At 70.4% G+C, this 11,958-nt stretch carries 15 protein-coding genes; 11 read left to right on the forward strand and 4 right to left on the reverse strand.

All coding sequences use genetic code 11. From position 1 onward, the window contains the following. Window positions 1-12: 12 nt before the first annotated feature. The 3 genes from ACIQHQ_RS32820 (at window position 13) to ACIQHQ_RS32830 (ending at window position 1,441) form a co-directional block, all read left to right on the forward strand. Window positions 13-798 carry a peptidoglycan-binding protein gene (locus ACIQHQ_RS32820; protein ID WP_402619053.1) on the forward strand — a complete coding sequence of 262 codons (786 nt, stop codon included), beginning with the start codon at window positions 13-15 and terminating at the stop codon, window positions 796-798. 119 nt (window positions 799-917) lie between these two features. Beyond that, window positions 918-1,178: a hypothetical protein gene (locus ACIQHQ_RS32825; protein WP_402619056.1), complete on the forward strand. Its 261-nt coding sequence runs from the start codon at window positions 918-920 to the stop codon at window positions 1,176-1,178. Next, window positions 1,175-1,441, forward strand: coding sequence for a hypothetical protein (locus ACIQHQ_RS32830; protein ID WP_355724913.1), 267 nt, complete (start codon window positions 1,175-1,177; stop codon window positions 1,439-1,441). The genes ACIQHQ_RS32825 and ACIQHQ_RS32830 overlap by 4 nt, the downstream gene beginning before the upstream one ends. Window positions 1,442-1,505: 64 nt before the next feature. Here ACIQHQ_RS32830 and ACIQHQ_RS32835 read toward each other — a convergent pair whose 3' ends face one another. Both ACIQHQ_RS32835 and ACIQHQ_RS32840 read right to left on the reverse strand, forming a co-directional pair. After that, a complete protein-coding gene (locus ACIQHQ_RS32835; RefSeq protein WP_402619060.1) occupies window positions 1,506-1,721 on the reverse strand; it encodes a DUF397 domain-containing protein in 216 nt (71 codons plus the stop codon). Continuing rightward, window positions 1,718-2,584, reverse strand: coding sequence for a helix-turn-helix transcriptional regulator (locus ACIQHQ_RS32840; protein WP_402619063.1), 867 nt, complete (start codon window positions 2,582-2,584; stop codon window positions 1,718-1,720). Before ACIQHQ_RS32840 ends, ACIQHQ_RS32835 begins: the two co-directional genes overlap by 4 nt. Before the next feature lie 231 nt (window positions 2,585-2,815). On the opposite strand from ACIQHQ_RS32840, the gene ACIQHQ_RS32845 reads away from it, so the two are divergent. The 8 genes from ACIQHQ_RS32845 to ACIQHQ_RS32880 all read left to right on the forward strand — a co-directional run bounded on the left by ACIQHQ_RS32845 (window position 2,816) and on the right by ACIQHQ_RS32880 (window position 9,912). Then, complete coding sequence (locus tag ACIQHQ_RS32845; RefSeq protein ID WP_402619066.1) at window positions 2,816-3,253, forward strand: ATP-binding protein; 438 nt, start codon at window positions 2,816-2,818, stop codon at window positions 3,251-3,253. Further along, window positions 3,250-3,729: a hypothetical protein gene (locus ACIQHQ_RS32850; protein ID WP_402619069.1), complete on the forward strand. Its 480-nt coding sequence runs from the start codon at window positions 3,250-3,252 to the stop codon at window positions 3,727-3,729. Before ACIQHQ_RS32845 ends, ACIQHQ_RS32850 begins: the two co-directional genes overlap by 4 nt. Beyond that, the gene (locus ACIQHQ_RS32855; RefSeq protein ID WP_402619072.1) at window positions 3,729-4,037 is read left to right on the forward strand and encodes a hypothetical protein; all 309 of its coding nucleotides are present in this window, start codon (window positions 3,729-3,731) and stop codon (window positions 4,035-4,037) included. The genes ACIQHQ_RS32850 and ACIQHQ_RS32855 overlap by 1 nt, the downstream gene beginning before the upstream one ends. Window positions 4,038-4,456: 419 nt before the next feature. Then, window positions 4,457-6,421, forward strand: coding sequence for an acetate--CoA ligase (gene acs / locus ACIQHQ_RS32860; protein ID WP_402619075.1), 1,965 nt, complete (start codon window positions 4,457-4,459; stop codon window positions 6,419-6,421). 196 nt (window positions 6,422-6,617) lie between these two features. After that, the gene (gene nhaA, locus ACIQHQ_RS32865; protein ID WP_402619132.1) at window positions 6,618-8,054 is read left to right on the forward strand and encodes a Na+/H+ antiporter NhaA; all 1,437 of its coding nucleotides are present in this window, start codon (window positions 6,618-6,620) and stop codon (window positions 8,052-8,054) included. A 122-nt stretch (window positions 8,055-8,176) separates the two neighbouring features. Next, window positions 8,177-8,665 carry a phage holin family protein gene (locus tag ACIQHQ_RS32870; RefSeq protein ID WP_402619078.1) on the forward strand — a complete coding sequence of 163 codons (489 nt, stop codon included), beginning with the start codon at window positions 8,177-8,179 and terminating at the stop codon, window positions 8,663-8,665. Beyond that, window positions 8,662-9,600, forward strand: a complete 939-nt coding sequence (locus ACIQHQ_RS32875) for an alpha/beta fold hydrolase (RefSeq protein ID WP_402619081.1) — start codon at window positions 8,662-8,664, stop codon at window positions 9,598-9,600. Before ACIQHQ_RS32870 ends, ACIQHQ_RS32875 begins: the two co-directional genes overlap by 4 nt. A 129-nt stretch (window positions 9,601-9,729) precedes the next feature. Then, entirely contained in the window at window positions 9,730-9,912 is a 183-nt protein-coding gene (locus ACIQHQ_RS32880) for a hypothetical protein (protein ID WP_283968055.1), read from the forward strand. A 51-nt stretch (window positions 9,913-9,963) separates the two neighbouring features. On the opposite strand, the gene ACIQHQ_RS32885 is transcribed toward ACIQHQ_RS32880, so the two are convergent. After that, window positions 9,964-11,163: a MarP family serine protease gene (locus tag ACIQHQ_RS32885; protein WP_402619085.1), complete on the reverse strand. Its 1,200-nt coding sequence runs from the start codon at window positions 11,161-11,163 to the stop codon at window positions 9,964-9,966. Window positions 11,164-11,176: 13 nt separating this feature from the next. Next, window positions 11,177-11,872 carry an NUDIX hydrolase gene (locus ACIQHQ_RS32890; RefSeq protein ID WP_402619088.1) on the reverse strand — a complete coding sequence of 232 codons (696 nt, stop codon included), beginning with the start codon at window positions 11,870-11,872 and terminating at the stop codon, window positions 11,177-11,179. Window positions 11,873-11,958 lie beyond the last annotated feature (86 nt).

Here is an 11,958-nt window from a genome sequence, read left to right on the forward strand (position 1 = left end):
TGGAGACACCCCGTGTCTGTTTCGATCATCAGCCGCGCCACGTGGGGCGCCAAGCCGTGGGACAACGACCCCCGCAGCGACGGCCCCGCATACGTGCCGCTCAGCTCCCGTACAGAGTTCTTCGTCCACTACGACGGAGCGCACCACGTGACCAAGACCGGTTACGCGGTCCCGCGCGCCATCGAGGCCCAGCACCTCGCGCAGGGTTGGGCGGGCGTCGGGTATCACTTCGTCGTCGACCAGGCCGGCAACATCTACGAGGGCCGCGGGTGGACCCGCGCCGGCGCGCACTGCCCCGGACACAACGTGTCCGGCATCGGCGTACAGATCGCCGTCGGTGGCGACCAGGAGCCGAGCGAGGCCGCCCTCGCCGCATGCCGCGCCCTGTACGACGAGGCGTGCCGCAAGACCGGCCGCACCCTCGCCAAGCGAGGCCACCGCGACGGCATCGCTACCCAGTGCCCCGGCAGCAAGCTCTACGCGTGGGTACAGGCCGGCATGCCCGCGAAGGGCTACAAGCCGCCCACGGGTGGCACCGCGCCCAAGCCGAAGCCGACCGCGCCGCCGTTCCCCGGGCGCGACCAGTTCGGCCCCGGCAAGCGCAACAAGCACGTGACACGGCTCGGCGAGGCCCTGGCACGCAAGGGTTACGGCCGCTTCTACAAGGTCGGTCCCGGCCCGTCCTGGTCCGACGCCGACCGCAACGCCGTGCGCGCCTTCCAGCGGGCCCAGGGGTGGACCGGCGCCGACGCCGACGGATACCCCGGCCCGGAGACGTGGCGCCGCCTGTTCGCCTGACCATCCCCCGCCCGCCCGGCGCGAGGCGACGCTCGAGTATTAGCGTCAAAGTGACGACAAAACTCGAGGTTTCGCACCGCGCGGGGCGGGCCCCCGCCCACCCCCGAGAGGAACCCCCCATGCAGCCGAAGAACACCCGCGCCGTCCGTACCGCGCTCCAGACGTTCGCCGCCGTCCTCGCGGTCGTGCCCGCGCTCGCCGCGGTCGTCGCCGACTCTGGCGACCTCGTCGTCGCTGCCCCGTGGCTGGTCGGCGCCGCAGCCACGGCCGCCGCGGTCGCCGGCGTCGTCGCTCGCGCCATGGCGCACCCCGTCGTCGAGGCCCTGCTCGACCGGTTCGGTCTCGGCCTGGTCGACGACGCCGACGGGGGCGCCCAGTGACGATCCCCACCCCGTCCGATCCGGCCGCGGTCGCCGTCGAGCTGGAGAAGCTACGCGGCACGATGGAGACCGGATTTGCCCGCGTCGACGGAAGCCTCGCCCTGCTCGTGCAACGGGGCGACCAGACCGACCGCGCCATCGCCGACCACGAGAGCCGGCTCGACGCCCTCGAACGCAACCGATGGCCCCTGCCATCCCTCGCCGCCCTGGTCGCCGTCTGCGGCCTCATCCTGTCTCTGTGGCAGCTCGCCAACCGCCCATGACAAACGCCCCCCGCACGGCCACGCACGGCCGTTGCGGGGGGCGTTCTGTCGTTCTGTGGCGCCCTTACGCCTCGAAGTCACCCGCCCGGATACCGGCCACCAGGCCGGCCAGACTCGCGCGCGAGAACAGCAGCGCCGGCCCGGTCGGGTTCTTACTGTCCCTCACCGCGACGCGCGCAGGATCGACGACGGCGCACTCGACACAGTCAGACTGTGCGCCGGACAGCGACGACTTCCACCAGGTCACGGGGAGAGTCGACGCGTCTTCAACGTGGTTCATTCCGTCTGGTCCCTTATCTCTGCGATGCGTTTTGCGGACAGCTCGGGCGACAACGCAGCAGCGCGCAGCCGCTCGAACGCGTCCCGGTAGACGCCCACCTGCTCCGGTTCCTCGACGTACAGAGCCGACGTCAGCGACTCGACGTGCACGACGTCGAGGTCGACGCCTTCCTCGAACGACAGGAGCGAGTAACTGCCCATCTGTCCGACGTGCGGTGGGGCGTCCGACGGGAGAATCTGAATCGTGACGTTCGGCCGTCGGCCGCGGTCGAGCAGCCGCGAAAGCTGGTCACGCATGACGCCGTCGCCCGTGCACGTCGTGCGTAGCGCACTCTCGGCGATGATCGCCCACAGGTCGACCGGATGCTCGCGGGTGAGCACAGACTGACGTGCGAGGCGTACCTCGACCAGTGGATCGATTCGTTCCGCGACGGCCGCCGACATGGCGGTCGCCGTGATGATCTCCCGGGCGTAGTCGCCGGTTTGGAGCAGGCCGGGAACCACGCCCATTGCACAGGCGCGGACTTGCGCCGCCTCATGTTCGAGGCTGATCAAGTCCTCATACACGGGCGACAGTACGCCGCGGTAGCTGTGCCACCATCCACGCTTCGCGCCCTCGCGTGCGAGGGACAGCATTGCGCCCCGCAACTCGGCGTCGTCGACGCCGTACAGGTCGAGCAACGCCTCGACGTCGGCAGGCTTGGCCGCGCTCTTTGCCAGCTCCAGCCGAGACAGCTTGGCCACCGTGAACGTGCCGTCGCTCTTTTCGGCGACATCTTCGAGGGTGAGGTGTTGGGAGTCGCGCATCGCGCGCAGCTTCTTACCGAGCCTGCGCCGGCGCACCGTTGGTCCGCTCAACTTCACCTCACCTCCGTCATGTCCGACAGTCTGCCGGTTCGCCTCTAACCATGTCACCTGCGTTCGCCTCTCGTGAGCTGGCCCTCTCGCGGGCATATGCGAATTCTCATTCGTTGACTGAGAGGGTTGCATGTCGAGTGTGACAGGGAGCACTCTGGTGCGACGAAATGTGATCGTGCCGACGTATGGCGTTACGAAACGCTGCGCCAACAGGCACCACAGGCGTAGGGAGTTTGCATGGTGCACATGCAGCCGAGCGCGTTACCGGACTGCTGCGCTCCCCCGACCGGCCCCCCGGCGCAGTGTGTTTTCGAGTCGGGCCCCGAAGCGGCCGGCAAGGCCCGCCGGTACGTCCGGGAGTTGCTGAGACACGACGACAACCCCCTCGACGACACACGGCTCGCCGACGTCCTGCTCACCGTCTCCGAGCTGGTGACGAACGCGTACCGGTACGGCACCGAACCGGGCGACTCCGTACTCGTCAAAGTCCTGACGACGGACAAGCGCGTGCGCATCGAGGTGCACGACCCCCGGCGCAAGCGCCCGCGCCTCCGGAACGAGTCGGACGAACGGGCCCGCGGGCGCGGCCTGCACATCATCGACGGACTCGCGGCGCGGTGGGGCACCGACGACCGCGAGTTCGGTAAAGCCGTATGGGTGGAGTTGGAACGATGACCGACAGAGCCATAACCTTCCGGGCCGTCCCCGGCCCCGCCTTCCTCGAACGCTGCACGGTGGCAACGTGGCTGCACCGGGGCGCGCTCGCCGACCCGGTCGCACACGTCCTGATCGCCCACGCGCCCCCGCAGGGTGACGAGACAGCCGCGTCGGTCGAGGTCGGCCTGATGGGCATGGCCGACGCACTGCTGATGAATCCGGCCGCCGAACAGTTAGCGCATGTCGGCGACCGCCTGATCATGCGCGGGCCCTTCGTCGCGCTCGACTACGGGCACCCGACTGAGGTCCTGGGTCTCCCCACGCCCGGCGAGGACTGGCGAGCATTCGTCGCCACGGGTGGGCAAGCGTGCGTCACGATCGGCCTCGACCCCGTACCGCCCGGCGCCGGACCCGACGCCATCGCGGCGTACCTCGAACGCGTCATAGCCACGGGCCGCGCCTACATGGGCACGACGGCGATACGGAACCCCTGATGATTGGGGAACCGGTCGAGGAACTGCCCTTGCCGCCGCCGTTCATGTGGTCGTGCATCGCGTGCGAGTTGTTCCTGTTGCGGCTGGCCCGAAAGTGGGACGACCCTGCGGGGTGCTTCTGGGAACAGTTGGAGACGGCGCGGCACATCGTCGAGTCGCACCCCGGGGAGGTGCCCCCCCAGCACCTCGACGGGTGCGAGCTGTGCCCCGAGTACGCTCGCCGCGGAGACGATCACGCGGCCGACGTGTGGGCGCAGCACCGGGCACGGGACCTATTCATGCCGCCGTCGCTCGCCCGCTTGTTGTGAGCCACCCGTGACGCACGCTCGCGCCGGCGCGTGCGTCCGTCGGGGCCCGCCGATGTCGCATTCCCCCGTGCGGCGCGGTGCGGCCAACAGGAACGGCCCCGGTACCTACCGTGAGGCATCGGGGCCGTTCCTTCACTAATACTGCACTCGCACGTGTGTTCGACAGGGTGAGGCGTGGGGTACAGGGTGTGACGCAGGGAGCACTCTGTGCGCAGAGATAAGCGAGTGACCGAAGCTCCCGGCGCTCGGTTGCGAGCCAAGGCGTCGGGAAGCACGGCCCCCGGGGTTGAACCCCCGGGGGCCGTTGCGCGTGCCCACTGGTGGGTAGGCGCGAGATCGGGAGAGGGTTGACCCGTCCCGTACACCCTCGGAGAATCGAGGGCGCGTATTGGTCTAAACCACTTGGGATGGTGTGCTAGATGGCAGACAACGAGCGTTCGTCACTCTCCAACTTGCTCAAGGAAGAGCGCAGGTTCGCACCCCCCGCCGACCTGGCCGCGAACGCCAACGTCACCGCGGAGGCGTATGAGCAGGCCAAGGCTGACAGGCTCGGCTTCTGGGCCGAGCAGGCCCGTCGGCTGACCTGGGCCAAGGAGCCCACCGAAACGCTCGACTGGTCGAACCCGCCGTTCGCCAAGTGGTTCCAGGACGGCAAGCTCAACGTCGCCTACAACTGCGTCGACCGGCACGTGGAAGCAGGACACGGCGACCGGGTGGCCATCCACTTCGAGGGCGAGCCCGGCGACAGCCGCGCGATCACCTACGCCGAGCTCAAGGACGAGGTCTCCAAGGCGGCCAACGCCCTGCTGGAGCTGGGAGTCCGGGCGGGTGACCGCGTCGCCGTCTACATGCCGATGATCCCCGAGACGGCGATCGCGATGCTCGCCTGCGCCCGGATCGGCGCCGCGCACTCGGTCGTCTTCGGCGGTTTCTCCTCGGACGCGCTCGCCACCCGCATCCAGGACGCCGACGCGCGTGTGATCATCACCTCCGACGGCGGCTACCGCCGCGGCAAGCCCTCCGCGCTCAAGCCGGCCGTGGACGAGGCCGTCGAGAAGGCGGGTACCGTCGAACACGTCCTGGTCGTGCGGCGCACGGGCCAGGAGGTCGCCTTCACCGAGGGTCGCGACGTGTGGTGGCACGACCTGGTGGGGCGGCAGAGCGCCGAGCACGCCCCGCAGCCGTTCGACGCCGAGCACCCGCTGTTCATCCTCTACACGTCGGGCACCACGGGTAAGCCGAAGGGCATCCTGCACACCTCCGGCGGCTACCTCACCCAGACCGCATACACCCATCACGCCGTCTTCGACCTCAAGCCGGAGACGGACGTCTACTGGTGCACGGCCGACGTCGGCTGGGTCACCGGCCACTCGTACATCGTCTACGGCCCCCTGGCCAACGGCGCGACGCAGGTCATGTACGAGGGCACCCCGGACACCCCGCACCAGGGCCGCTTCTGGGAGATCGTCCAGAAGTACGGGGTCACGATCCTGTACACCGCGCCGACCGCGATCCGTACGTTCATGAAGTGGGGCGACGACATCCCCGCCAAGTTCGACCTGTCCAGCCTGCGCGTGCTGGGCTCGGTGGGCGAGCCGATCAACCCCGAGGCGTGGATCTGGTACCGCAAGAACATCGGCGGCGACCGCACCCCGGTCGTCGACACCTGGTGGCAGACCGAGACCGGCTCCATGATGATCACCCCGCTGCCGGGCGTGACCGCCACCAAGCCCGGATCGGCGCAGACGCCGCTGCCCGGCATCGCCGCGACGGTCGTCGACGACGAGGCCAACGAGGTGCCCAACGGCGGTGGCGGCTACCTGGTGCTGACCGAGCCGTGGCCGTCGATGCTGCGCACCATCTGGGGCGACGACCAGCGCTTCATCGACACCTACTGGTCGCGCTTCGAGGGCAAGTACTTCGCCGGTGACGGCGCCAAGAAGGACGACGACGGCGACATCTGGCTGCTCGGCCGGGTCGACGACGTCATGCTCGTCTCCGGGCACAACATCTCCACCACCGAGGTCGAGTCCGCCCTGGTCTCCCACCCCTCGGTCGCAGAGGCGGCCGTGGTCGGCGCGGCGGACGAGACGACCGGACAGGCGATCGTCGCCTTCGTGATCCTGCGTGGCACGGCCACGGAGACCGAGACCCTGGTCGCCGAGCTGCGCGCCCACGTCGGCAACACCCTCGGCCCGATCGCCAAGCCCAAGCGGATCCTGCCGGTCGCCGAGCTGCCCAAGACCCGCTCCGGCAAGATCATGCGCCGGCTGCTGCGGGACGTCGCCGAGAACCGTCAGCTGGGTGACGTCACCACGCTGACCGACTCCACGGTCATGGACCTCATCCAGGCCAAGCTGCCCGCCGCCCCCAGCGAGGACTGATCGCGGCAGCGGGATGGCGGAGCCGGCGGAGGGCACCCGATGATCGGGTGCCCTCCGCCGGGGCGCCCCGGCGGCGAGGACCGCCGGATGCGCACAGCCGTACGTATACCTAGACTCAGCTGAACAAGTGATCCATGGTGCGCCGGGAAGTCTGGTCGGCATGTGCTCCGTCCTGCCCACCGACCGGAGGTTCTCCGTGACCGCGTCCCGCTCCACCACCCCCCGCAAGGTCCTCGGCCGGCTGTCGCTGCCCGAGCGGACCTACGTGACGGACGCGCTGCGCACCGAGACCGTCGGCGGGCTGCTGTTGCTCGCCGCCGCGGTCGCCGCGCTGCTCTGGGCGAACATCCCCGCGCTGCGCGACAGCTACGAGAGCGTCTCCCACTTCCACCTGGGCCCCGCCGCCCTCGGCCTCGACCTGTCGATCGCGCACTGGGCCGCCGACGGGCTGCTGGCGGTCTTCTTCTTCGTCGCGGGGATCGAGCTCAAGCGGGAACTCGTGGCCGGTGACCTGCGCGACCCGAAGGCCGCCGCGCTCCCGGTCGTCGCCGCGCTCTGCGGCATGGCCGTACCGGCGCTCGTCTACACCCTCACCACCGTCGTCGGCGGTGGCTCCCTGGCCGGCTGGGCCGTGCCGACCGCCACCGACATCGCGTTCGCGCTCGCCGTGCTCGCCGTCATCGGCACGTCCCTGCCGAGTGCGCTGCGGGCCTTCCTGCTCACGCTCGCCGTCGTCGACGACCTCTTCGCGATCCTGATCATCGCGGTGTTCTTCACCGCCGACCTGAACTTCGCCGCTCTCGGCGGTGCCGCCGCCGGTCTTCTGCTCTTCTGGCTGCTCCTGCGCAAGGGCGTCCGCGGCTGGTACGTGTACGTGCCGCTCGCCCTCGTCATCTGGGCGCTGATGTACAACAGCGGCATCCACGCCACCATCGCCGGTGTCGCCATGGGCCTGATGCTGCGCTGCCACCGCCACGAGGGCGAGGACCGCTCCCCCGGCGAACGCGTCGAGCACCTCGTACGGCCCCTGTCCGCGGGCCTGGCCGTCCCCCTGTTCGCCCTGTTCAGCGCGGGGGTCGCCGTGTCCGGCGGGGCGCTCGCCGACGTGTTCACCCGGCCCGAGACCCTCGGTGTCGTCCTCGGGCTCGTCCTCGGCAAGGCACTCGGCATCTTCGGCGGGACGTGGCTGGCGGCCCGTTTCACCCGGGCGTCGCTCAGCGACGACCTCGCCTGGGCGGACGTGTTCGCCGTGGCGGCCCTCGCCGGCATCGGCTTCACCGTCTCACTGCTCATCGGCGAACTCGCCTTCGAGGGCGACCAGGCGATGACGAACGAGGTCAAGGCCGCCGTCCTGCTGGGCTCGCTGATCGCCGCGACACTCGCGACCGTTCTGCTGAAGATACGGAACGCCAAGTACCGCCGGCTGTGGGCGGAGGAGGAGCGCGACGAGGACGCCGACGGCATCCCGGACGTCTACGAGGAGGACGACCCGGCGTACCACCTGCGGCTCGCCGCGCTCTACGAGCGCAAGGCCGCCGAACACCGCAGGATCGCCCAGGAGAAGGCAGCCGCGCGCCACGGGCTTGCCGAAGTGCCGGGCGGGGCAGGCGAGGACCACCACCGTCCGGCATGATCTGACGAGACGGTACAAAAGACGGGACCGTACGCAGTCATGCCGTGCGCAGTCGGACGACCGCGCACGCGTCAGGCAGAAGACGCGGACATCGGACCGTACGCAGAAGAGGGAGACTCGCGATGAGCGCACCCGACGGCAGCCCGGTCGGCGCCGAACGCAGCATCGGCCAGCTGTTCGCCTCGGCGACGGCGGAAATGTCGGCGCTGGTGCACGACGAGATCGCGCTGGCGAAGGCGCAGCTCAAACAGGACGTGAAGCGCGGCGCGACCAGCGGAGGGGCCTTCTCGGCGGCCGGTGCCGTGCTGATCTTCTCCCTGCCGATGCTGAACTTCGCGCTGGCGTACGGCATCCGCACCTGGAGCGACTGGAACCTCGCGGTCTGCTTCCTCCTGTCGTTCGCGGCGAACGTGCTGGTCGCGCTCGTCCTCGCACTGGTCGGCGTGGCCTTCGCGAAGAAGGCCAAGAAGAGCAAGGGCCCGCAGAAGGTCGCCGCGTCGATGAAGGAGACCGCGGTCGTGCTGCAGAAGGCCAAGCCGCACCCGCGGCCGGAGCTCCCGAAGGACCGGGTCCCCGAGGCCATCGAGGCTGTGGCACGCTCGTCCTCATGACGGACCCCGCCACACCTTCGGAACCCCCGGCTCCGGCCGTCCTGCTGGACGGCCCCTGGAGCCACCGCGACGTCGCCGCCAACGGCGCCCGCTTCCACATCGCCGAGCTGGGTGACGGGCCGCTGGTGCTGCTGCTGCACGGCTTCCCGCAGTTCTGGTGGACCTGGCGGCACCAGTTGGTGGCGCTCGCCGACGCGGGCTACCGGGCCGTCGCCATGGACCTGCGGGGTGTCGGCGGCAGCGACCGCACACCGCGCGGCTACGACCCCGCCAACCTCGCGCTCGACGTCACCGGCGTCATCCGCTCCCTCGGCGAGCCGGACGCCGCGCTGGTCGGCCACGACCTGGGCGGATACCTCGCCTGGACGGCGGCCGCGATGCGCCCCAAGCTCGTGCGGCGGCTCGCGGTCGCGTCCATGCCGCACCCGCGGCGCTGGCGCTCGGCCATGCTGAGGGACGTCAAGCAGACCCGCGCCGGTTCACACATCTGGGGGTTCCAGCGGCCCTGGATCCCGGAGCGGCAGCTCACCGCCGACGACGGTGCGCTCGTCGCGGAGCTGATCCAGGAGTGGTCCGGGCCGCGCCCGCCCGAGGAGGAGGCGCTGCAGACCTACCGCCGCGCCATGTGCATCCCCTCCGCCGCTCACTGCGCGGTCGAGCCGTACCGCTGGATGGTGCGCTCCCTGGCCCGCCCGGACGGCATCCAGTTCAACCGGCGGATGAAGCGGCCCGTGCGGGTGCCGACGCTCCACCTGCACGGCTCGCTCGATCCCGTGATGCGCACGCGCAGCGCGGCAGGTTCCGGCGAGTACGTCGAAGCCCCCTACCGCTGGCGCCTGTTCGACGGCCTCGGACACTTCCCGCACGAGGAGGACCCGGTCGCGTTCTCCTCGGAACTCATCAACTGGCTGCGGGATCCCGAACCCGACCGGTGACCGGTCGGCCCCACCCGCCCCACCGGCACCTGAACACTTGTCCTACGAACGGCCAATTGCCCGGCGCATAGGCCAATTGGACGCTCCGGGAGCGGTTATCGACCATGGGGCGGGGGCACACGTCGGGGTATGGGCTGGACGCACGACTACAGTGACGCAACCCGCAATCGCCGCTCGGCGGGCGGTGCGAACCCCCACCGGCGAAGCGGCGCACCGCAGATGGCGACCGCGGATCCCCGGGTCGGGATTCCGCGTATCCTCCGCCGCCGGGCCCGCTGGGTCTCCGTACGACTGCGTCCTACACGCGATTGAGGCGCCACTCGCGCGAGTGACGCCCCGACACCTCCCGCTCCAGGACCGCTCCTAGAGGGCGCAGCTGTCGCTGCCCACCTGCTGGTCGGCGGTGCGCCCCTTGGTGATGTCCTCCTGGATCTCGTCCACGGTCAGCGCGTATCCCGTCTGGGCGTCGTCGAGCGACTTGGCGAAGACGACGCCGTAGACCTTGCCGTCGGGCGTGAGCAGCGGGCCGCCGGAGTTGCCCTGGCGGACGGTCGCGAAGAGGGAGTAGACGTCGCGGCGGACCGTGCCGCGGTGGTAGATGTCCGGGCCGTTGGCCGTGATGCGGCCCCGCACGCGCGCGGCCCGCACGTCGTACGCCCCGTTCTCCGGGAAGCCGGCGACGATCGCGCTGTCCCCGCTGCTCGCGTCCTTGTCGGTGAACCGCAGCACGGGCGCCTTGAGATCCGGCACGTCGAGGACGGCGATGTCGCGCCGCCAGTCGTAGAGCACGACCTTGGCGTCGTACTTCCTGCCCTCGCCGCCTATCTGCACGGTCGGCTCGTCGACCCCGCCCACCACGTGCGCGTTGGTCATCACACGGCGGCCGGAGAAGACGAAGCCGGTACCCTCCAGGACTTTGCCGCAGCTCGGGGCCGTGCCCATGACCTTGACGATGGAGCGCTGGGCACGGTTCGCCACGGGGCTGTTCGCCAGCGCCGGGTCGGGCGGCTGGACGTCGGTGATCGGCTCGTTCGAGAACGGGCTGAAGACCTGCGGGAAGCCGTTCTGCGCGAGGACGGAGGAGAAGTCCGCGAACCACGTGGCCGCCTGGTCCGGCAGCGCCTGCGAGACGCCCAGCAGCACCTTGGAGTTGCGGACCTCCTTGCCGAGGGTCGGCAGCGTCGTGCCCGCGAGGGCGGAGCCGATCAGCCAGGCGACCAGGAGCATCGCCACGACGTTGACGAGCGCGCCGCCGGTGGCGTCCAGGGCCCGGGCCGGGGACCAGGTGATGTGCCGGCGCAGCTTGTTGCCGAGGTGGGTGGTCAGGGCCTGGCCGACGGATGCGCAGACGATGACGACGATGACCGCGACGACGGCGGCGGTCGTGCTCACCTCCGCGTTGTCCGTCAGCGCGTCCCAGATGACGGGCAGCAGGTAGACCGCGACGAGACCGCCGCCCAGGAAGCCGATCACCGACAGGATGCCGACGACGAACCCCTGGCGGTACCCCACGACCGCGAACCACACGGCGGCGACCAGCAGCAAGATGTCCAGCACGTTCACGGAGGCCACCCTGTCATGCGCGCCAGTCGAGCGGGACCTGCTTCTCCCGGTCCCAGGGCCGCTCCCAGCCCGCGAAGTGCAGCAGCCGGTCGATGATTCCGGCCGTGAAACCCCAGACAAGGGCTGATTCGACCATAAATGCCGGACCTCGGTGGCCGCTGGGGTGAACGGCGGTCGCTCGGTTGGCGGGATCCGTGAGATCCGCCACGGGGACGGTGAAGACGCGGGCGGTCTCGTTCGGATCGACGACTCCGACCGGGGTCGGTTCGCGCCACCAGCCCAGCACCGGCGTGACGACGAAGCCGCTGACCGGGATGTACAGCCGGGGCAGGACACCGAAGAGCTGAACGCCCGAGGGGTCGAGGCCGGTCTCCTCCTCCGCCTCGCGCAGGGCGGCCCGCAGCGGGCCGTCGCCGGACGGGTCGCCGTCCTCCGGGTCGAGGGCACCGCCCGGGAAGGAGGGCTGGCCGGCGTGCGAGCGCAGGGAGCTCGCACGCTCCATCAGCAGCAGCTCCGGTCCGTGCGCGCCCTCACCGAACAGGACCAGCACGGCGGACTGGCGCCCGGCCCCGTCCGCCGGCGGCAGGAACCGGCTCAGCTGCCCGGGCCGGACCGTCTCCACGGCGTGCACCACCGGGTGCAGCCAGCCGGGCAGCCCGTCCTTGCTCAGTGCCACCGGGCCGCCCTGTGTGTCGCTCGCCCGCGTCATCGCCACCCCCGTCGTCCTGCCGCATCCAACGCGTGGCGGGCCCGAGATCGTTCCACGAGCGCCCTCGATCCCCTGAAAGGGCGGCG

This window comes from Streptomyces sp. NPDC092370, from assembly GCF_044755265.1.
Lineage (GTDB): Bacteria > Actinomycetota > Actinomycetes > Streptomycetales > Streptomycetaceae > Streptomyces.